The organism is Microbacterium sp. AZCO, from assembly GCF_039614715.1.
Lineage (GTDB): Bacteria > Actinomycetota > Actinomycetes > Actinomycetales > Microbacteriaceae > Microbacterium.
Genome location: NZ_CP154857.1, coordinates 878,557 through 897,708, shown reverse-complemented (window position 1 = coordinate 897,708; position 19,152 = coordinate 878,557). Strand labels below are relative to the sequence as shown.

The 19,152-nt window shown below is 70.3% G+C and carries 18 protein-coding genes; 6 read left to right on the top strand and 12 right to left on the bottom strand.

Annotation, left to right across the window (positions count from 1 at the left end; all coding sequences use genetic code 11):
• Nucleotides 1–9 precede the first annotated feature (9 nt).
• A complete protein-coding gene (locus tag AAIB33_RS04160) occupies nt 10–3,417 on the bottom strand; it encodes a pyruvate carboxylase (protein WP_345802297.1) in 3,408 nt (1,135 codons plus the stop codon).
• 74 nt (nt 3,418–3,491) lie between these two features.
• On the opposite strand from AAIB33_RS04160, the gene AAIB33_RS04155 reads away from it, so the two are divergent.
• Nucleotides 3,492–4,301, top strand: coding sequence for a ParA family protein (locus AAIB33_RS04155; protein WP_133544325.1), 810 nt, complete (start codon nt 3,492–3,494; stop codon nt 4,299–4,301).
• Between the two features lie 82 nt (nt 4,302–4,383).
• Here AAIB33_RS04155 and AAIB33_RS04150 read toward each other — a convergent pair whose 3' ends face one another.
• The 3 genes from AAIB33_RS04150 to AAIB33_RS04140 form a co-directional block, all read right to left on the bottom strand.
• Nucleotides 4,384–4,929 (bottom strand): MerR family transcriptional regulator, encoded by a 546-nt coding sequence (locus AAIB33_RS04150; RefSeq protein ID WP_345802296.1) that lies wholly within the window; start codon nt 4,927–4,929, stop codon nt 4,384–4,386.
• 112 nt (nt 4,930–5,041) lie between these two features.
• Nucleotides 5,042–5,737 (bottom strand): MerR family transcriptional regulator, encoded by a 696-nt coding sequence (locus AAIB33_RS04145; RefSeq protein ID WP_345802295.1) that lies wholly within the window; start codon nt 5,735–5,737, stop codon nt 5,042–5,044.
• Nucleotides 5,737–6,204 (bottom strand): FHA domain-containing protein, encoded by a 468-nt coding sequence (locus AAIB33_RS04140; RefSeq protein ID WP_345803375.1) that lies wholly within the window; start codon nt 6,202–6,204, stop codon nt 5,737–5,739. The genes AAIB33_RS04145 and AAIB33_RS04140 overlap by 1 nt, the downstream gene beginning before the upstream one ends.
• Nucleotides 6,205–6,403: 199 nt before the next feature.
• On the opposite strand from AAIB33_RS04140, the gene AAIB33_RS04135 reads away from it, so the two are divergent.
• Complete coding sequence (locus AAIB33_RS04135) at nt 6,404–6,757, top strand: hypothetical protein (protein ID WP_345802294.1); 354 nt, start codon at nt 6,404–6,406, stop codon at nt 6,755–6,757.
• Between the two features lie 28 nt (nt 6,758–6,785).
• Here the strand turns inward: AAIB33_RS04135 and AAIB33_RS04130 are convergent, their stop codons facing one another.
• Complete coding sequence (locus AAIB33_RS04130) at nt 6,786–7,187, bottom strand: hypothetical protein (protein WP_345802293.1); 402 nt, start codon at nt 7,185–7,187, stop codon at nt 6,786–6,788.
• A gap of 114 nt (nt 7,188–7,301) precedes the next feature.
• On the opposite strand from AAIB33_RS04130, the gene AAIB33_RS04125 reads away from it, so the two are divergent.
• Nucleotides 7,302–7,991, top strand: a complete 690-nt coding sequence (locus AAIB33_RS04125) for a copper resistance CopC family protein (RefSeq protein WP_345802292.1) — start codon at nt 7,302–7,304, stop codon at nt 7,989–7,991.
• A gap of 9 nt (nt 7,992–8,000) precedes the next feature.
• A complete protein-coding gene (lpdA, locus tag AAIB33_RS04120; protein WP_345802291.1) occupies nt 8,001–9,401 on the top strand; it encodes a dihydrolipoyl dehydrogenase in 1,401 nt (466 codons plus the stop codon).
• A 141-nt stretch (nt 9,402–9,542) separates the two neighbouring features.
• Here the strand turns inward: lpdA and AAIB33_RS04115 are convergent, their stop codons facing one another.
• Genes AAIB33_RS04115 through AAIB33_RS04100 form a run of 4 tightly spaced genes read right to left on the bottom strand, consistent with a single transcriptional unit; the run spans nt 9,543 to nt 12,960 of the window.
• Nucleotides 9,543–10,175, bottom strand: coding sequence for a CYTH domain-containing protein (locus AAIB33_RS04115; protein ID WP_345802290.1), 633 nt, complete (start codon nt 10,173–10,175; stop codon nt 9,543–9,545).
• A gap of 2 nt (nt 10,176–10,177) precedes the next feature.
• Nucleotides 10,178–10,396, bottom strand: coding sequence for a response regulator (locus tag AAIB33_RS04110; RefSeq protein WP_345802289.1), 219 nt, complete (start codon nt 10,394–10,396; stop codon nt 10,178–10,180).
• A 46-nt stretch (nt 10,397–10,442) separates the two neighbouring features.
• On the bottom strand, nt 10,443–11,972 hold the full coding sequence (locus tag AAIB33_RS04105) for a CoA-acylating methylmalonate-semialdehyde dehydrogenase (protein ID WP_345802288.1): 1,530 nt from the start codon (nt 11,970–11,972) through the stop codon (nt 10,443–10,445).
• Between the two features lie 49 nt (nt 11,973–12,021).
• Complete coding sequence (locus AAIB33_RS04100; RefSeq protein ID WP_345802287.1) at nt 12,022–12,960, bottom strand: NAD(P)-binding domain-containing protein; 939 nt, start codon at nt 12,958–12,960, stop codon at nt 12,022–12,024.
• 145 nt (nt 12,961–13,105) lie between these two features.
• Here AAIB33_RS04100 and AAIB33_RS04095 point away from each other — a divergent pair, with 145 nt between their 5' ends.
• Nucleotides 13,106–13,996: a LysR family transcriptional regulator gene (locus AAIB33_RS04095; RefSeq protein WP_345802286.1), complete on the top strand. Its 891-nt coding sequence runs from the start codon at nt 13,106–13,108 to the stop codon at nt 13,994–13,996.
• 10 nt (nt 13,997–14,006) lie between these two features.
• Here AAIB33_RS04095 and AAIB33_RS04090 read toward each other — a convergent pair whose 3' ends face one another.
• Nucleotides 14,007–16,520 (bottom strand): glycogen/starch/alpha-glucan phosphorylase, encoded by a 2,514-nt coding sequence (locus tag AAIB33_RS04090; protein ID WP_345802285.1) that lies wholly within the window; start codon nt 16,518–16,520, stop codon nt 14,007–14,009.
• Between the two features lie 118 nt (nt 16,521–16,638).
• Between AAIB33_RS04090 and AAIB33_RS04085 the strand changes: the two genes are divergently transcribed.
• Nucleotides 16,639–17,370, top strand: a complete 732-nt coding sequence (locus AAIB33_RS04085; protein ID WP_345802284.1) for a glutamine amidotransferase — start codon at nt 16,639–16,641, stop codon at nt 17,368–17,370.
• A 17-nt stretch (nt 17,371–17,387) separates the two neighbouring features.
• Here the strand turns inward: AAIB33_RS04085 and AAIB33_RS04080 are convergent, their stop codons facing one another.
• Together AAIB33_RS04080 and AAIB33_RS04075 are read right to left on the bottom strand one after the other, a co-directional pair.
• On the bottom strand, nt 17,388–18,098 hold the full coding sequence (locus AAIB33_RS04080) for an NAD(P)H-hydrate epimerase (RefSeq protein WP_345802283.1): 711 nt from the start codon (nt 18,096–18,098) through the stop codon (nt 17,388–17,390).
• Nucleotides 18,091–19,128: a YihY/virulence factor BrkB family protein gene (locus AAIB33_RS04075; protein WP_345802282.1), complete on the bottom strand. Its 1,038-nt coding sequence runs from the start codon at nt 19,126–19,128 to the stop codon at nt 18,091–18,093. The genes AAIB33_RS04080 and AAIB33_RS04075 overlap by 8 nt, the downstream gene beginning before the upstream one ends.
• Nucleotides 19,129–19,152: the final 24 nt, after the last annotated feature.

The following is a 19,152-nucleotide window of genomic DNA, read 5'->3' as shown; positions in this document are numbered from 1 at the left end:
TCTCCCAGGCTACTGGGAGGGGCGGATGACGACCAAAAGGTCGCCAGCCTCCACCTGCTGGGTACCCACGATGGCCACCCGTTCAATCACTCCGTCGACGGGAGCGGTGATCGCGGCCTCCATCTTCATGGCCTCGATCGAGGCGACGGGCTGACTGGCCGCGACCTTCGCCCCGACATCGACCTTGACCGTCACGGCGCCGGAGAACGGTGCGGCGACCTGACCGGGCTTCGACGTGTCGGCCTTCTCGGCCTGGCGCGTCTCGACCTTGATGCTGCGGTCGCGCACGTAGACGGGGCGGAGCTGTCCGTTCAGGGTGGTCATGACGGTCCGGACGCCCTTGGCATCGGCCTCGCCGATCGCCTCGAGGCCCACGTACAGCTGCACGCCGGGGTCGATCTCGGCGACGTGCTCCTCGCCCGGCTTGAGGCCGTAGAGGTAGTCGGGCGTCCCGAGCGTCGAGAGGTCGCCGTAGGTCTCGCGGAGCGTCTCGAACTCGCGTGCGGGCCCCGGGAAGAGGAGCCGGTTGAGCGTGCGGCGACGGGATGCCGCATCCCCCGCGAGGCCTTCGCGCTCCGCGTCCGTGAGGGGCGGGATCTCGATCGAGATCTGGCGGCCCGCGAGCACCTTCGTGCGGAAGGGCTCGGGCCAGCCGCCGGGCAGGTCGCCCAGCTCGCCGGCCATGAAGCCCACGACGGAGTCGGGGATGTCGTAGTTCTGCGGATTCTCGGCGAAGTCGGCCGGGTCTGCCTTGGCGGCGACCAGCGCGAGCGCGAGGTCGCCGACGACCTTCGACGAGGGCGTGACCTTCGGGATGCGGCCCAGGATGCGGTCGGCGGCGGCGTACATGTCCTCGATGAGCTCGAAGTCGTCGGCCATGCCGAGCGCGATCGCCTGCTGGCGCAGGTTGGACAGCTGCCCGCCGGGGATCTCGTGGTGGTACACGCGGCCCGTGGGGCCGGGAAGGCCGGACTCGAACGGCGCGTAGAGGTGCCGCACGCCCTCCCAGTAGGGCTCGAGGTCGCTCACCGCGGCGAGGTCGATGCCGGTGTCGCGCTCGGTGTGGGCGAGCGCGGCGACGAGCGCCGACAGCGACGGCTGGCTCGTGGTTCCCGAGAGCGGCGCGGCCGCGGCATCCACCGCGTCCACTCCCGCCGCGCTGGCGGCGAGCAGCGTCGCGAGCTGGCCGCCCGCCGTGTCGTGCGTGTGGAGGTGCACGGGCAGGTCGAAGCGCTCGCGCAGCGCCGTGACGAGCTTCGCCGCGGCAGCGGGGCGCAGGAGGCCCGCCATGTCCTTGATGGCGAGGATGTGCGCGCCCGATTCGACGATCTGGTCGGCGAGGCGCAGGTAGTAGTCGAGGGTGTAGAGCTTCTCGGCCGGGTCGAGCAGGTCGGCCGTGTAGCAGACGGCGACCTCGGCGACCGCGGTGCCCGTCTCGAGCACGGCGGAGATGGCGGGGCGCATCTGGTCGACGTCGTTGAGGGCGTCGAAGATGCGGAAGATGTCGACGCCCGTCGCCGTCGCCTCGCGCACGAAGGCGTCGGTCACCTCCACCGGTCGCGGGGTGTAGCCGACAGTGTTGCGGCCGCGCAGCAGCATCTGGATCGGGATGTTGGGGATCGCTTCGCGCACGGCGGCCAGGCGCTCCCAGGGGTCTTCCGCGAGGAAGCGCAGGGCGACGTCGTACGTCGCGCCTCCCCACGCCTCGACCGACAGCAGGCCGGGCGTCATGCGGGCGACGTGGGGCCCGACGCGGACGAGGTCGCGCGTGCGCACGCGCGTCGCCAGCAGCGACTGGTGCGCGTCACGGTACGTCGTCTCGGTGACGGCGAGCGGCACCTGCTCGCGCAGGGCGCGGGCGAAACCGGTCGGGCCGAGCTCGCGCAGGCGGTCGAGCGTGCCCGCCGGCGGCGGCGTCGTCAGGTCGATGGCGGGGAGCTTGCTTCCCGGCGAGACCGACACGGGCTTCTCGCCGTAGGGGCGGTTCACCGTGACGTCGGCAAGCCAGTTGATGAGCTTCGTCGCGCGGTCGCGCGATGGGTGGCTCGTGAGCAGGTTCGGCCGCTCCTCGATGAAAGCGGTGCTGAGGTCGCCCTCGACGAACGACGGGTCGTCCAGCACGGCGCGCAGGAAGGGGATGTTGGTCGCGACGCCGCGGATGCGGAACTCCGCGAGGGCGCGCTTCGCCCGCGCGACGGCGGCCGGGAAGTCGCGGCCGCGGCACGTGAGCTTGGCGAGCATCGAGTCGAAGTGCGGACTCACCTGCGACCCGGCGGCCGTCGTGCCGCCGTCGAGGCGGATGCCGGCGCCGCCGGGCGAGCGGTACGTCGTGATGCGGCCCGTGTCGGGGCGGAAGCCCTGCGCCGGGTCCTCCGTCGTGATGCGGCACTGGAGCGCGGCGCCGCGCAGGACGATGCTGTCCTGGTCGAGGCCGAGGTCGTTCAGCGTCTCGCCGGCGGCGATGCGGATCTGCGACTGGACGAGGTCGACGTCCGTGACCTCCTCCGTCACGGTGTGCTCGACCTGGATGCGCGGGTTCATCTCGATGAACACGTGCTGACCCGCCCGCTCCCCCGCCGTGTCGACGAGGAACTCCACGGTGCCGGCGTTGACGTAGCCGATCGACTCGGCGAACGCGACGGCGTCGCGGTGCAGAGCGGCGCGCAGTTCCTCCGAGATGTTCGGAGCCGGGGCGATCTCGATCACCTTCTGGTGGCGGCGCTGCACAGAGCAGTCGCGCTCGAACAGGTGCACGGTGTGGCCCGTGGCATCCGCGAGGATCTGCACCTCGATGTGACGCGGGCGCACGACGGCCTGCTCGAGGAAGACCCGCGCGTCGCCGAAGGCGGCTCCGGCCTCGCGCATCGCCTCGGCGATGGCGGGCGGCAGGTCGCCCGGCGTCTCGACGCGGCGCATGCCCCGGCCGCCGCCGCCCGCGACGGCCTTGACGAAGATGGGGAAGCCGATGTCGCCCGCCTGCGCGACGAGGGCGTCGACGTCTTCCGAGGCCTCGGTCGACTTCAGCACGGGCACGCCCGCCGCGATCGCGTGCTCCTTGGCGGTGACCTTGTTGCCCGCCATCTCGAGCGCGCGCGACGGCGGTCCGATGAAGGTGATGCCGTTCTCGGCGGCGCGGGCGGCGAGCTCGGGGTTCTCCGAGAGGAAGCCGTAGCCGGGGTAGATCGCGTCCGCGCCGGACTCCAGTGCGACGCGGATGATCTCCTCGACATCGAGGTATGCGCGCACGGGATGCCCCTGCTCGCCGATGACGTACGACTCGTCGGCCTTCTGCCGATGGAGCGAGCCGCGGTCCTCGTACGGGAACACCGCGACCGTGCGGGCCCCCAGCTCGAACGCCGCGCGGAACGCGCGAATCGCGATCTCGCCTCGGTTTGCGACCAGGATCTTCCGGAACATGCGCACCTCACTGGGGCCGTCGACTCATGGGGCCGAGTGTGCTCTCAGCCTAGGGGAAGGTAACGTAGACCCTCGTGCACGTACTCTCGGTGAGCTCCCTCAAGGGCGGAGTCGGCAAGACGACCGTGACTCTGGGCCTTGCCTCGGCCGCTTTCGCACGTGGAGTCCGCACCCTCGTCGTCGATCTCGACCCGCAGTCAGACGTCTCGACCGGCATGGACATCCAGGTCGCCGGCCGACTCAACGTCGCCGACGTCCTCGCCAACCCCAAGGAGAAGGTCGTCCGTCAGGCGATCACTTCGAGCGGCTGGGCGAAGGTGCATCCGGGCACGATCGACGTCATGATCGGCAGCCCCTCCGCGATCAACTTCGACGGCCCGCACCCGAGCGTGCGCGACGTGTGGAAGCTCGAAGAGGCCCTCGCGACGATCGAGGCCGACTACGACCTCGTCCTCATCGACTGCGCGCCGTCGCTGAACGCGCTCACGCGCACCGCGTGGGCGGCATCCGATCGCGTCATCGTCGTGACCGAGCCCGGGCTCTTCTCCGTCGCGGCGGCCGACCGCGCGCTCCGCGCGATCGAGGAGATCCGCCGCGGCCTCTCGCCCCGCCTTCAGCCCCTCGGCATCGTGGTCAACCGCGTGCGGCCGCAGTCGATCGAGCACCAGTTCCGCATCAAGGAGCTGCGCGACATGTTCGGTCCGCTCGTGCTCTCGCCGCAGCTCCCGGAGCGCACGTCGCTGCAGCAGGCGCAGGGCGCGGCGAAGCCGCTGCACATCTGGCCCGGCGACTCCGCTCAGGAACTGGCGGCCGACTTCGACGCGCTGCTCGACCGCGTCATGCGCACGGGCCGCATCCCGGTTCCCGGCGAAGCCCGCGCGTAGACCCGGCGAAGCCTGCGCATAGCGCCGTCTCGCCGCCCTCAGGCATCCCGAAACCACCCCTTCAGAGAAGGGATGCCGGGGGCTACGCGGTGCGCGCCGCGCGGCGAGCGGCCAGCTCGTCGGTCGCGTCGGGCGCCTGCGGGTCGAATTCGACGAGCGTCGACTCCACCTCGCGCAACACATTGCCGACCGCGATGCCGAACACGCCCTGTCCGCGGCTGATGAGGTCGATCACCTCATCGTTCGAGGTGCACAGATAGACGGATGCCCCGTCGCTCATGAGCGTCGTGCCGGTGAGGTCGCGGATGCCGGCGGCCCGCAGCTGCTCGACCGCCGTGCGGATCTGCTGCAGCGAGATGCCGGTGTCGAGCAGACGCTTCACGAGCTTCAGCACGAGGATGTCTCGGAACCCGTACAGGCGCTGGGAGCCCGACCCGCTCGCACCCCGGACCGTGGGCTCCACGAGCTCCGTGCGGGCCCAGTAGTCGAGCTGGCGGTACGTGATGCCGGCGGCGCGGGCCGCGACGGCTCCGCGGTAGCCCACCTCGTCGTCCATCGCGGGAAGGCCGTCGGTGAAGAGGAGGTCGGCGGCGAATGTGGGTTCGTCGGACGCTTCGCGAGCGGTCATGCGGTGCCTCCTCCCGGACCGTGTCCTTCAACGCTAGATCAGGCCCGGGTCACGGGCAACGACATCCGGCCCGGCGGCCTCGGCGTGTCGCGAGACTCGCCGCATCCGGCCCCTACGAGAGCAGCTTGTCGAGCGCGGATCGGACGAAGATCGCCCGGAGCTCCTCGAGCCGCTTGGCGAGCTCCGGCGCGAGCTCGTTCGCACGACCCCGGCTCGTGGCATCCGTCCTCCGCAGAAGCGGCGCGAGGGCCGATTCGACGAGCGCGACATCCCGCTCCGCGCTCTGCCGGAGCGTGCGCACGTGGCGCGGCTCGATGCCGTGCCGGTCGAGCGCCACCAGCGCGCGCAGCACCGCGACGTGCTGGTCGGTGTATGCGTCGGAGCCGCCCAGCACCCCCGTGCTTATGGCGTCGTTGAGCAGCTGCGGAGCGGCTCCCGTCGCCGACAGCAGCTCCTCGCGTCGGTACCGGCGCGGGGCGGGCACGATCGACGGCGGGGGGCTCGTCGGCGCGGGCGTCGCGGGGTCTCGGCCCGCATCGATGTCTTCCAGGTACTCGCGGATGACGACGAGCGGCAGGTAGTGGTCGCGTTGCAGCGTGAGGGCGAGGCGCAGCCGCTCGAGGTCGGTCTGCGAGAACTTGCGGTATCCCGACTCGGTGCGCACGGGCGTCACGATCCCCTGCACCTCGAGGAAGCGGAGCTTGCTCGAGGTCAGCGTCGGGAACTCCGGAGCAAGTCGCGCGAGGACCTGTCCGATGCTCAGAAGACCCGCGGACGACGAGCGTTCGCGGGCGACGGCCGACGACATCAGCCGTCCGCAGCCTGCGCGAGGTCGGCCGGCGAGACGAAGAAGTTCAGGCGGAACTTGCCGATGCGCACCTCGGAGCCGTTCACGAGCCGCGCACGGTCGACGCGCTCGCCGTTCACGTAGGTGCCGTTGAGCGAGCGCTGGTCGACGATCTCGAACGAGTCCGCATCGCGCGTGATCTCGGCGTGACGCCGCGAGACTGTCACGTCGTCGAAGAAGATGTCGGCCTCGGGATGCCGTCCGACGGTCGTCACATCGGTGTCGAGCAGGTAGCGGGCACCGGCCGTGGGACCCGAGCGCACCAGCAGGATCGCCGATCGCGCCGGCAGCGCGTCGATCGCGTCGAGCTCCGCCGTGGAGAGATCGGACCCGAACGGGATGAACGAGAGATCCGCGTCGTGACCGAACGTCTGGGTCGTGTCTGCGGGGCGATCGGGGGCACCGTCAAAGCCCCCAGCGCGACGGATCTCGTCCGGTCGGCGATTGTCCTCCACGCTGCTCCTCCTCGTCCGATCCAGCCTATCCGATCGGTCACCGAGGTGAAGGTGCCGATCTCCGCGGAACCGGCGCGTCCCCCAATGTTTCGCACCGTTTCGCTCGGGATGCCTCGACCGGGGTCGTTGCTTAGCCTTGCGGGTATCCGAACCTAGCGATCAGGAGCCCATCGTGTCGACCCCGCACTCCCACATCCCGCCCCTTCAGGTGCGTGAGCGTGCGGCGTGCATGTGCGTCCACGGCCGGGCCTGCTCGACGTTCGCACCGGGCCACGCCCTGCACCTCATCCAGTCGCGGCTCGCCTCGGCGACGCCGTCGGACTGGGTGGACGCGATCGTCGAGGAGACGCTCGCCGACGGCACGCTCGTGCTCCGCGCCCTCGACGGCGCCGCGCCCATCACCGTCTGGAGCGGTGCGGGCGCAGCGCACGAGGTCACGACCGGCACGCCGGTCGCGCTGCACACGCGCTACGACGTGCTCGCCGTGGGCTCACGACGGTTCAACGTCGCTCCGCTGACCGCCTGAGACCGCAGCAACAAGAAAGGCGACGGGCTCAGCCCATCGCCATCATGCTGTTCTTCATGGCCATGCAGGCGTCCATGCACGCCTTGCAGGCCTGAGCGCACATCTTGCAGACCTCGCTCATGTCGGCGTGCTGCATGCACTCGTCCATGCACTGCTGGCACATCGCCATGCACGCGTCGAGCATCGCCATCATCGAGGCCATGTTCATGCCCTGCATGCGCATCATGGCGCGCATCATCGTGTTGCACATGTCGGCGCAGTTCATGCACGCGGGCGCGCAGTCCATCATCTGCGTCGAGCACACCGTGCAGGCCTGCTCGCACGCGGAGCAGGCGTCCATACACGCCTGCATGACTGACATGTCCATCATGTCCATACCCGGCATCGACTTCATGTCCTTGGACATCATGTCCATCATCATCGAGTCCATCCCGCGCCTCCCTCGTTCCTTCTGTTACAGAGTGTGTCGGCCCTCGTTCTCGCCGACTGCGGCCATGGTATTGCTCCGGGATGCCTCGGAGAAGACCCCGATAGGCTCTGCCGCGTGTCGTCACAAGGAATTCACAAAAGCCGCCCGCTGAACGCCCTCGCCGCCCTCGCCCTCGCGGCGGCCGCGGTCTTCGCGACGGCCGTTCCCGCCAGCGCCCACGACGAGCTCCTGTCGTCCGACCCGGCCGCGGACTCGTCGGTCGACGCCCTCCCGGCGCAGCTCACGCTGACCTTCAGCGGCCTGATCTCCACGGAGCCCGGCGCCAACGAGGTCGCTGTGACGGATGCCGCGGGCGCCTCGCTCGTCGAGGGCACGCCGACGGTCAGCGACACCGTGATCACGCAGAAGCTCGCAGGCGAGGCATCCGGTGTCGTCACCGTCCTGTGGAAGGCCGTCTCGAGCGACGGGCACCCGATCTCGGGGCAGTACTCCTTCACCGTGAGCGGCGCATCCACGCCGACTCCGACAGCGACGCCGACCGAGTCTGCCTCCGCAACGCCGGCGGAATCGCCCGTCGCCACGTCGACGCCGACGGCTCCCCCGACCGAGGAGGCGAGCGAGACCGGACCGTGGCCGTGGGTGCTGCTGATCGTCGCGCTCCTCGCCGTGGCGGCCGCCGTGATCTACCTCCTGGCCTCGCGCGCCCGGCGGCAGCGGGCCCTTGCGGACAGCCGTCGGGACACCCTCCCCGGCGGCCCCGGGGCCGCCCCCGGGCCGGGCTCTGAGCCTCCCGCCGAACGATAGGGTTGAGGTATGCCTCACTACGACGTCGTCATCCTCGGTGCCGGCCCCGGCGGCTATGTCGCGGCCGTCCGCAGCGCTCAGCTCGGCCTCTCCGTCGCGATCATCGAGGAGAAGTACTGGGGCGGTGTCTGCCTCAACGTGGGCTGCATCCCGTCGAAGGCTCTCCTGAAGAACGCCGACCTCGCCCACCAGTTCCACCACAAGGCGGCGCTGTTCGGCATCTCGGGCGACGTGTCGTTCGACTACGGCGTCGCGTGGGATCGCAGCCGCACAGTCGCGAACGGCCACGTCAAGGGCATCCACTTCCTCATGAAGAAGAACAAGGTGACCGAGTACGAGGGTCGCGGCACCTTCACAAGCCCCAACGCGATCAGCGTCGCGAAGGCCGACGGGTCGACCGAAGAGGTCACCTTCGACAACGTCATCATCTCGACGGGCTCCAAGGTGCGCACGCTTCCCGGCGTGACCATCGGCGGCAACATCGTCACGTACGAGGAGCAGATCCTCACGCGCGACCTGCCGAAGTCCATCGTCATCGTGGGCGCCGGCGCCATCGGCATGGAGTTCGGGTTCGTCATGACGAACTACGGCGTCAAGGTCACGATCATCGAGTTCCTCGACCGCGCGCTTCCCAACGAGGACGCCGATGTGTCGAAGGAGATCGCCAAGCAGTACAAGGGCTACGGCGTCGACATCCTCACCTCGACGAAGGTCGAGACGGTCACCGACCACGGCGACCACGTCACCGTCACCTACACGCCGGTCGCCGGCGGCGAGACGCAGTCGATCGACGCCGACAAGGTGCTGATGTCGGTCGGCTTCGCGCCGAACGTCGAGGGCTTCGGGCTCGAGGCGACCGGGGTGAAGCTCACCGACCGCGGCGCGATCGAGATCGACGACTACATGCGCACGAACGTGCCGCACATCTACGCGATCGGCGACGTCACGGCCAAGCTGCAGCTCGCCCACGTCGCGGAGGCGCAGGGCGTCGTCGCCGCCGAGACGATCGGCAAGGCCGAGACGATGGCCCTCGGCGACTACCGCATGATGCCCCGTGCGACGTTCTGCTCGCCGCAGGTCGCGTCGTTCGGCCTCACCGAGCAGCAGGCGCGCGACGCCGGCTACGACGTCAAGGTCGCGAAGTTCCCGTTCTCGGCGAACGGCAAGGCCAACGGCCTGGGCGAGCCCGTCGGCTTCGTCAAGCTCGTCGCCGACGCCGAGCACCTCGAGCTGCTCGGCGGCCACCTCATCGGCCCCGACGTGTCGGAGCTGCTCCCCGAGCTGACGCTCGCGCAGAAGTGGGACCTCACGGCCCTCGAGGCGGCGCGCAACGTGCACACGCACCCGACGCTCTCCGAGGCGCTGCAGGAGGCCTTCCACGGCCTCACGGGCCACATGATCAACCTCTGATCTGAGCTTCGAGAAAGGCCCGCCCCTCCCGGGGCGGGCCTTTCTCGTTTCGCGTTGCGAGCGCTGCAGTTTCCTGCGAGCGCCTGCAGCGCGCGACGTCGCGCTCGCAGGGAACTGCCGCGCTCGGCACAGCGTGGCAGCTCAGAATCCGAGGGTGCGGGCGAGTTTGGAATCGGATGCCGCGGGCCGGGCGCCGGCCGCGTGCGCGGCATCGGTCGCGGCGGCGAAGAACGCAGCGGGGTCGTCGGGCGCGGCGTCGCCGAGCTCGAGCTCCCACTCGCGCCAGGTCTGCTCGACACCCCGGCGCTCGTCGGTCGCGACCACATGGTCGTCGACGAACTCGGCCAGCACTCCCCCGTCGGCGTCCCGCAGGTGGTACGCCGTGCGGTGATTGCGGATGCGGGCGAGCGGGGTGAGCTCGGCATCCGTCACCGACGCGAGGTGGGCGCGCAGACCCTCGGGCACGCGATCCTCGTCGCCGAGCGGCCAGTGCCACTCCGTGCGGCCGTCGCCCTCGCGCGGGCCCTTGATGTGCCAGCCGGCGTCGGGGCCGCCCGTCCGACGTCGCACGGCGTAGCCCGCGCGCGCCAGAGCGAGGTCGGCCGTGTCGAAGTAGCGGGCGTCGAGCTCGCGCACCTCGGGCGGCGAGACGGACGCGACACCCGGCATCGACGTCCAGTCGGGCAGGGGCGTGGCGTCGTCGACGTCGAACTTCAGCTCGACCTCGACCGAGCGCGACGGCTCCTCAGGCGAGGTCTGCGCTCCCGAGCCCACGGTCAGTCGTCGCTCGAATTGCCGATGTCGTCGGTCGCCTCGACGAACCAGAACTCGGCCTCGGTGGGGCCGTCGGCGGAGCCGGTGTGCTCGAGTCCGCCGTCGCGGCGGTACACGACCTGGCCCTCGCCGTAGGGGACGATCAGCGAGTCGAGCTCCGGCTTCTCGAGCGGCAGCAGCTGGCCGTCGAGCGGACCTCCGTGAAGACGTGCAATCGGCATGGAGCGAGCCTACTCCCGGCTCCGCGAAGGAGCCGGGAGGGTTGACTCAGTGCGTCGGGAATCCGAGGCTGATCTGGCTCTCGCTCGGCTCGGGCCAGCGGGTCGTGACGACCTTGCGGCGCGTGTAGAAGTTGAACGCCTCCGGCCCGTACATGTGCGTGTCGCCGAAGAGCGAGTCCTTCCAGCCGCCGAACGAGAAGGCGCCGACCGGCACGGGGATCGGCACGTTGATGCCCACCATGCCCACCTCGATGTCGAACTCGAACTGCCGCGCCGTCTTGCCGTCGCGGGTGAACACGGCCGTGCCGTTGGCGTAGCGGTTGGCGTTGATGAGGTCGACGGCCTCGTCGTACGACGCGACGCGCACGACCGACAGCACGGGTCCGAAGATCTCCTCGTCGTACACCCGCATCCCCGGCTTGACGTCGTCCACGAGCGAGGCGCCGATGAAGAAGCCGTCGCCCTCGAACTCCTGCGTGCGGCCGTCGACGACGACCTTCGCGCCCTCGCCGGGGGCTCCCTCGACGAAGCCGGCGACGCGGTCCTTCGCCTCGCGCGTGATGAGCGGGCCCATCTCGGAGCGCGGGTCGAGGCCGTCGCCGATGACGAGGCCGCCGATGCGCTCGGAGACCTTGGAGATGAGCGCATCGCCCACGTCGCCGACGGCGACCACGACCGAGACGGCCATGCAGCGCTCCCCCGCCGAGCCGTACGCGGCCGAGACGGCGGCGTCGGCCGCGGCATCCAGATCCGCGTCCGGCATGACGATCATGTGGTTCTTGGCGCCGCCGAGCGCCTGGACCCGCTTGCCGTTGGCGGCCGCACGCGTGTAGATGTACTTCGCGATGGGCGTCGAGCCGACGAACGAGACGGCGCGGATGATCGGGTCGTCGAGGATCGCGTCGACGGCCTCCTTGTCGCCGTGCACGACGTTGAAGACACCCTCGGGCAGACCGGCCTCGCGGAAGACGTCGGCGAGCCAGACCGCGGCGGAGGGGTCGCGCTCCGACGGCTTGAGGATGACGGCGTTGCCGGCCGCGATCGCGGTCGTGACCATCCACAGCGGCACCATCGCCGGGAAGTTGAACGGCGTGATGCACGCGACGACGCCGAGCGGCTGTCGCACCTGATGCACGTCGATCCCGGTCGCGACCTGCTCGGAGTACTCGCCCTTGAGGTGGTGCATGAGGCCCGTGCAGAACTCGACGTTCTCGAGGCCGCGCGCGACCTCGCCGAGGGCGTCGGCGACGGTCTTGCCGTGCTCGGCCGTGATGATGCGCGCGAGCTCCTCGGCGCGCGACGAGATGAGCTCGCGCACCTTGAACAGCACGGCCTGGCGCTTGGCGAGGCCCGTCTCACGCCACGTCGGCTGCGCGGCCTTCGCCTTCTCGGCGGCGGCATGCACGAACTCCGCGGTCGCGAAGGCGACCTCGGCGGTCTGCGCGCCGGTGGCGGGGTTGAAGACGGCGCCGCGGCGGCCTTCCGGCGCGAGCTTCTCACCCGCGACGACGTGCGGGATCGTGCGGAGCGACTCGGCGGCGGGGTCGGAGGTCTTCTCGATGGTGGGGGTGCTCATGATGTTCCTGTCGAAGGGTGGGAGGGATGCCTCGGAGCCGACGATCGCGTCAGGCCGTGGCGTGGATTCGGTCGCGGCTCGGATCGTACCCGCGCAGGGTGCCGTCCGGCGTCGCGAGGAGCGTGACGAGGGTGCAGTCCTTGCCGCCGAGACCGCGCTCGGCGAGCTCGACGAGCTGAGACAGTGCGAGCTGCGCGGCCGGCAGGTGCACGCCGGTCGCGTCACCGGCCTGGACCGCGAGCGAGCAGTCCTTGCGGGCGAGGTCGACGGAGAAGGTCGCGTCGAAGTTCTTGTTGGCGGCCGAGGAGGGCACGACGTCGGGCACGGGCCACCAGACCCGCTGCGGCCAGGAGCCGCCCGATGAGGCGTTGACGACGTTCCAGAACACCTGCTGGTCCAGGCCGAGCTGCTCCGCGAGTTGCGACCCTTCAGCCGTCGCCATGACGCCGATGAACAGCATCATGTTGTTGACGAGCTTCGCCGCGATGCCGGCGGTCGCCCCACCGCAGGCGATGACGTTTCCGGCCATCGGTCCGACGAGGTCCTTCGCTCGCTCGACGTCCTCGTCGCGGCCGCCGAGCATGAACGTGAGGGTGTGCGCCTCGGCGCCCGCCGTGCCGCCCGAGATCGGCGAGTCCACGAACACGAACCCGCGCCGCTCCGACTCGGTGTGGCACCACCGCGACGTCTCGATGTCGACGGTCGAGGTGTCGAGCAGCAGCGTCCCCGGGGCGGCGTGAGCCCACACGCCGTCGGGGCCCTCGTACACGGCACGCACGTGCTGCGGCATGGGCAGCGACGTGAAGCACGCGTCCGCGCCGTCGAGCGCCTCCGCGATCGAGCCGACGATGACGACGCCCCGCTCCGCGGCGGCGGCGGCCGCCGCTTCGTTGATGTCGTAGCCGCGGACGGTGTGTCCGGCGGCCACCAGGTTCGCGGTCATGGGCGCACCCATGTGGCCGAGGCCGATCCAGGCGATCGTGGGCATGGCAGCTCCTGCGTCTTCGAAGGATGCCTCCGCACGGGGGTGCAGCGGAGGGATGGAGCCAGTCAACCACGCGAGACACTGGCGCTCAATGCACGATGGACCGCGAAAGTTGCACGATGTCTGTGCATTGGTGCACACTGCGGGCGTGGCATCCCTCCCCCGCGAACCGCAGCTCGACGCCCTCATGACGTTCCTCGTCGCGGCGCGGCTGGGGCGCTACACGGCCGCCGCGGAGGTGCTCGGCGTCAACCACTCGACGGTCTCGCGACGCATCGCGGCGCTCGAAGAGGCGATGGGCGGGCGCGTGCTCGTGCGGACGGCCGCCGGCTGGGACATCACGCCCCTCGGCCGCCGCGCCCTGGCCGTCGCGGAACGGATCGAGGCCTCCGTGCGCGAGCTCGCGGACGACGGCGGCGCGGTGCAGGGCATGGTCCGCATCGCCGCCCCCGAGGCGTTCACGTCGGTGTTCCTCGTGCCCGCGATGGCGGCGCTGCAGCAGCGGCATCCCGCTCTCGCCGTCGAGCTCATCGCAGCGACGCAGCGCGTGCGGCAGAACCGCTCCGGCGTCGACCTCGAGATCGTCGTCGGGCGGCCCCAGGTGCATCGGGCGTTCGCCGCCGCGATCTGCGACTACGCGCTCGTGCTCTATGCGACGCCGGAGTACCTCGCCCGAGAGGGCACACCGACGTCGATCGCCGACCTCGCGCGGCATCCGCTCAACTACTACATCGAGTCGTCGCTGCAGGTCGACGAGCTCGACCGGGCGGTGCAGGGGCTGCCCGCCTCGCCCGCGTCGATCCGCTCGACGAGCGTCTTCGCGCATGTGGAGGCCGCCGCGGCGGGAGCGGGTATCGGGCTGCTGCCCGATTTCCTCGGGGATGCCGACCCGCGCCTCGTGCGCGTGCTCGACGGCGTCTTCTCGCACCCGCTCGGCTACTGGGCGGTGACGCGCGACGAGGGCCCGCGGAATCCCGTCGTCGCCGAGGCCCTCGGCGCGATCCGGGAGCACATCGCCGCGCTCCCGGACCGGCCGTGAACGAGCCGACTCAGAGCGTGGGCGGCGTGTGCCAGATGCGGTCGATGTAGTCCTTGATCGAGCGGTCGGAGGAGAAGAAGCCCGACCGGGCGACGTTGAGGATCGCGGACCGCGTCCAGGCATCCTGATCCGCGTAGGCCACGTCGACCTTCGCCTGCGCCTCGATGTACGAGGAGTAGTCGGCGAGGACCATGAAGCGGTCGTCGTACAGGAGGTTCGACACGATCGGCTCGAAGACCGTGCGGTCGCCGCCCGAGAACGCGCCCGACGCGATGAGGTCCATCGCGCTGCGGAGGTCGTCGTCGCCCTGGTAGAACTCGGTCGGGTGGTAGCCCTTCGCCCACAGCGCCTCGACCTCGGGCTCCGACATCCCGAACAGGAAGAAGTTGTCGTCGCCGACGAGCTCGCGGATCTCGACGTTCGCGCCGTCGTCGGTGCCGATCGTGAGCGCGCCGTTGAGCGCGAACTTCATGTTGCCCGTTCCCGACGCCTCCTTGCCGGCGAGCGAGATCTGCTCGGACAGGTCGGCGGCGGGGATGACGCGCTCGGCGAGCGTGACGTTGTAGTTCGGCGGGAACAGCACCTTGAGGCGGCCCTCGACGCGGGGGTCGTCGTTGACGACCTCGCCGACGGCGTTGATGAGGTGGATGATCCGCTTCGCCATGGCGTAGCCCGGGGCGGCCTTGGCTCCGAAGATGAAGGTGCGGGGCGTGATATCGGATGCCGCGACCCGGCCCGACACGACCTTGTCGTACTCCGTGACGATGTGCAGCACCTTGAGCATCTGGCGCTTGTACTCGTGGAGGCGCTTGACCATGACGTCGATCATGTGGCCGTCGCCGAGGGCGAGGCCGTCGCGCTCGTGGAGCACGTCGGCGAGGCGCAGCTTGTTGGCCGCCTTGACGGCGGCGAAGCGCTCGCGGAACTCGGGATCGGCGGCGAACGCCTCGAGGCCGCGGAGGCGCTCGAGGTCGACGGTCCAGCCGGCGCCCAGCGCCTCGGTGATGAGGTCGGCGAGGCCGGGGTTGGCGAGCCGGATGAACCGGCGCGGCGTGACGCCGTTCGTGACGTTGGTGAACTTGCCCGGGTAGAACTCGTCGAAGTCGGGCAGCACCTTGTCGCGCAGCAGCTGTGAGTGCAGCTCGGCGACGCCGTTGACCTTCGCGCCCGCGACCGTCGCGAGGTACGCCATGCGCACCGAGCGGAACGGGTGCTCGCCGATGATCGACATGGCGCGGATGCGCAGCTCGTCGTCGCCGAAGCGCTCGCGCACCTTCTCGAGGAACTCGTCGTTGATGCGGTAGATGATCTCGAGGTGGCGGGGCAGGAGGCGGCCGAGGAGGTCGACCGACCACACCTCGAGAGCCTCGGGCAGCAGGGTGTGGCACGTGTACGCGAAGCACTGCTGCGTGATCTCCCACGCGGCATCCCATTCCAGCTTCCGCTCGTCGACCAGGACGCGCATGAGCTCCGGCACCGCGATGACCGGGTGCGTGTCGTTGAGCTGGAAGATGACGCGCTCGGGCAGCTTCTCGACGTCGAAGCCCGGCAGCAGCACGTTGCTCAGGAAGTCGGCGATGGATGCCGCGACGAAGAAGTACTGCTGCTGCAGGCGCAGCTCCTTACCCTGCGGCGTCGAGTCCTCGGGGTAGAGCACCTTGGAGATGTTCTCGGCGTAGGTCTGCGCGCGGACGGCCTCTTCGTAGTCGCCCGAGTTGAAGATGCGCAGGTCGAAGGCGTCGGTCGCGACGGCGCTCCAGAGTCGGAGCGTGTTGACGCGGCCGTTGTGGTAGCCCGGGACCATGTAGTTGTAGGGCACGGCCTGCACGTTCCACGCGGGCACCCAGCGCGTCCGCTCGACGCCCTCGTCGTCGTACGTCTCGGTGTGGCCGCCGAACGAGATGAGCTGCGCCGCCTCGGGGTGCGGGAACTCCCACGGCGAGCCGAGCGTGAGCCAGGCATCCGGCTGCTCGACCTGCTGGCCGTCGACGAACGTCTGCCGGAAGATGCCGTATTCGTAGCGGATGCCGTAGCCGATGCTCGGCACGCCGATCGTCGCGAGCGAGTCCACGAAGCAGGCCGCGAGACGTCCGAGACCGCCGTTGCCGAGTCCCGGCTCGACCTCGAGCTCACGCAGCGTGTCGATGTCGATGCCGCACTGCTGCAGGGCGTCGGTCGCGATGTCGGTGAGGCGCGAGGCGAGCAGGTTGTTGTCGAGCTGACGCCCGAGGAGGTATTCGGCGGAGAGGTAGCAGACGCCCTTCGCCTGCAGCTCCCTCTGGCGCGCCTGATCGTCGAGCCACCGCGCCATGAGGTAGTCGCGCACCGTGACGGCCAGCGCGAGGTACTGGTCGTTGGTGCTCGACCTCGACAGCGGCACGCCGATGTCGAAGTTCAGATTGAGCAGGAACTGGCGCACGAAGCCGTCGACGCTCACGGTCGGCGAGGTGACGGGCGCGAGGGCGAGGGGATGCGTCGCGCCGAGCGGATGAACGGTGCGAGTCTCGGTGTTGTCTGCGGGCACGGTGACACGCTACCCATCTCTCCTGAGGGATGCCGATTCTGAGCGCCACTCGTTGTGCAGAGTTTGCAGGCGGGAAACATTGACACCCGTCTCCCGCGGCCCCTCTATCTTCGATGGTGTGAAACCGTTCGTGCTGCTCGCGACCCGGGCCGAGGACCTGCCGGCCGACGAGGAGTACGCCCTCTTCCTCCGCTACACGGGGCTCGACGAGCGCGATCTGGTGCGCGTGCGGCTCGAGGCGGGCCCCATGCCCGAGCTCGATCTCGACGAGCTGTCCGGCATCTTCGTGGGCGGCGGACCGTTCAACGCGTCGGATCCGCCGGAGAAGAAGTCCGCCGTGCAGCATCGGGTCGAGGCGGAGTTCGCGGTGCTGCTCGACCGGGTGGTCGCGGCCGACTTCCCCTTCCTCGGCGCCTGCTACGGCATCGGCACCGTGGGCACGTTCCTCGGCGCGACGATCGACCGCCGGTATCCCGAGCCCATCAGCGTTGTGCCCGTGTCGCTGACGGATGCGGGGCTCACCGACCCGCTGCTGTCGGGGATGCCGCCCACGTTCGAGGCGTTCGTCGGGCACAAGGAGGCCATCAGCGAGCTGCCGCCGACCGCCGTTCTGCTCGCGTCGTCGCCGACGTCGCCCGTGCAGATGTTCCGGGTCGGGCAGAACGTCTATGCGACGCCGTTCCACCCCGAGCTCGACGTCGACGGCATCACGACGCGCATCCACGCGTACGCCGACCACGGCTACTTCGCGTCGGACGAGCTGCAGCTCACCCTCGACGCCGTGCGGCGCGCGCCCGTGTCGCACCCCGTCCGCATCCTGCGCACCTTCGTGGAGCGCTACCGCCGCTAGGCCGGGTCGATGTCGGGTCAGCCCTCGACGACGCGGGAGATGGATGCCTCCCCCGCCGCCGGCACGTCCGCGAGCCCGTCACCCAGCCCGAGGTCGACGAGCACGAGCTCTCCCGACAGCTCGGGGCCGCGGCCGACCGTGAGTCCGACCTTGACGGCTCCGAAGGTCACCGTGACGGTCGCGGGCAGAACCGTGTCGTCGGCCGTGCTGCCGTCGTCGGGCTGGAGCCCGCTCGGCAGGTCGACGGCGACGACGCGGGTCGCGGCATCCCGAACCGCCGGAAGAAGGAGCGAGACGGCGTCGCGGGCGGTGCCGCGCAGGGCCGGATCGGCGGCTGTGCCGATGCCCAGGATGCCGTCGAGCACGAGGTCGCAGACCGTGCCGGCGTCGCGGAGGTCGGCGAGCTCGACGAGCTCGGCGACCTGGGCGAGGGCCGTCGCGAGCCCGTGCTCGTGCACCCGCGTGCCGGTCGTGAGCACCTCGACGTCGGCGCGCTGCAGGGCGGCCGCCGCGAGGAGGGCGTCGCCGCCGTTGTCGCCGCTGCCCGCGAGCACGAGGATGCGCGGCTGCTCTTCGGGACGCTCGTCGATGATCTCGTCGACGAGCGCCTGGACGATCTGCGCGAGGGCCGCGGCGGCGCGGTCCATGAGGGGCTGTCCGTCGTAGAGGAGGGGTCGCTCGGCGTCGCGGACCTGTGCGGCCGTATAGGCCGGAACCGTCTCAGGCATGTGCGCCCTCCCGTTCGCGCTCCTCGTCGGCGCGCGCCTTCTCGAGTTCGATCGTCGCGAGCTGCACGGAGTTCTCGGCGCGCCGCACGCGGCGCATGGCGAAGGTGGTGGCGCCGTACTTGGAGCGGACGCGGTCCCTGTCGTCGGCGACGCCCACGATGATCCAGGTCGACGCGATGAGGATCACCTGCGCGGAGAGGTTGAACCACAGCAGCATCGCGATGAGCGACGCGAACGTGGCGAGCAGCGGGTTGGCGCCGGCGCCGCGGACGAACAGGCTCGAGAGCTGCTGCAGCACCGTGAGCCCGACGCCGCCGAGCAGGGCGCCGACCCACAGCGTGCGCGGCCGCGCCTTGACGCCGCTGAGCGAGACGAAGGCGAGGGCGACGATGCCCGCGTCGAGGAGGAAGACGACGACGATCGACATCGTCGCGACGCTGACGTCGCCGAGCACGCCGGAACCCGCGCCCAGCCAGCTCGTGACGGTGTTGATGAACGCGGTGCCCAGCATCGTCGCGGCGGCGGTGACGACGAACGCCCCGCCGATCGCGAGGGCGAGGAGGAGGTTGCGGACGATCACCCAGATCCAGAAGACGTCGTCGTGGAGTTCGTCGGCGAGGGTGCGCAGGGCCGCGCGCAACGAGCCGATCGCGCCGATCGCGGCCCCGAAGAGCCCGACGAGCGCGATGATGCCGGCGATCGTGAGGCCGGCGGGGGCCTGGATCTGCGAGACGTCGATGAGGGCGTCGGGTCCCGTTCCGACGAGGCCCGGGATCGCGGCATCCACCGCGTCGATCAGGGCCTGCCAGGCCTGCGGGTTGTCGCCCAGCCACAGGGCCGCGAACGAGAACCCGAGCAGCACGCCCGCGAACACCGAGAAGAGGGTGCGGTAGGTGATGCTGTCGGCGAGCATGAAGCCTCGCCGCTCGACGTAGTGGAACCACACGCGCGTGGGCTTCAGCGTCAGTGCCCAGGCGGTGACGCGTTCGATGAGGTTGTGTCGACGGGGTGCTGCCGCGGTCTCGGCCATGGCGCCAGGCTATCCGGCCGCGCG

Bases quoted from the DNA above. Each gene is read 5' to 3' on its own strand.
- AAIB33_RS04160 (WP_345802297.1), bottom strand. From the start codon at position 3,417: ATGTTCCGGAAGATCCTGGTCGCAAACCGAGGCGAGATCGCGATTCGC.
- AAIB33_RS04150 (WP_345802296.1), bottom strand. From the start codon at position 4,929: ATGACCGCTCGCGAAGCGTCCGACGAACCCACATTCGCCGCCGACCTC.
- AAIB33_RS04145 (WP_345802295.1), bottom strand. From the start codon at position 5,737: ATGTCGTCGGCCGTCGCCCGCGAACGCTCGTCGTCCGCGGGTCTTCTG.
- AAIB33_RS04130 (WP_345802293.1), bottom strand. From the start codon at position 7,187: ATGGACTCGATGATGATGGACATGATGTCCAAGGACATGAAGTCGATG.
- lpdA (WP_345802291.1), top strand. From the start codon at position 8,001: ATGCCTCACTACGACGTCGTCATCCTCGGTGCCGGCCCCGGCGGCTAT.
- AAIB33_RS04110 (WP_345802289.1), bottom strand. From the start codon at position 10,396: ATGCCGATTGCACGTCTTCACGGAGGTCCGCTCGACGGCCAGCTGCTG.
- AAIB33_RS04105 (WP_345802288.1), bottom strand. From the start codon at position 11,972: ATGAGCACCCCCACCATCGAGAAGACCTCCGACCCCGCCGCCGAGTCG.
- AAIB33_RS04100 (WP_345802287.1), bottom strand. From the start codon at position 12,960: ATGCCCACGATCGCCTGGATCGGCCTCGGCCACATGGGTGCGCCCATG.
- AAIB33_RS04080 (WP_345802283.1), bottom strand. From the start codon at position 18,098: ATGCCTGAGACGGTTCCGGCCTATACGGCCGCACAGGTCCGCGACGCC.
- AAIB33_RS04075 (WP_345802282.1), bottom strand. From the start codon at position 19,128: ATGGCCGAGACCGCGGCAGCACCCCGTCGACACAACCTCATCGAACGC.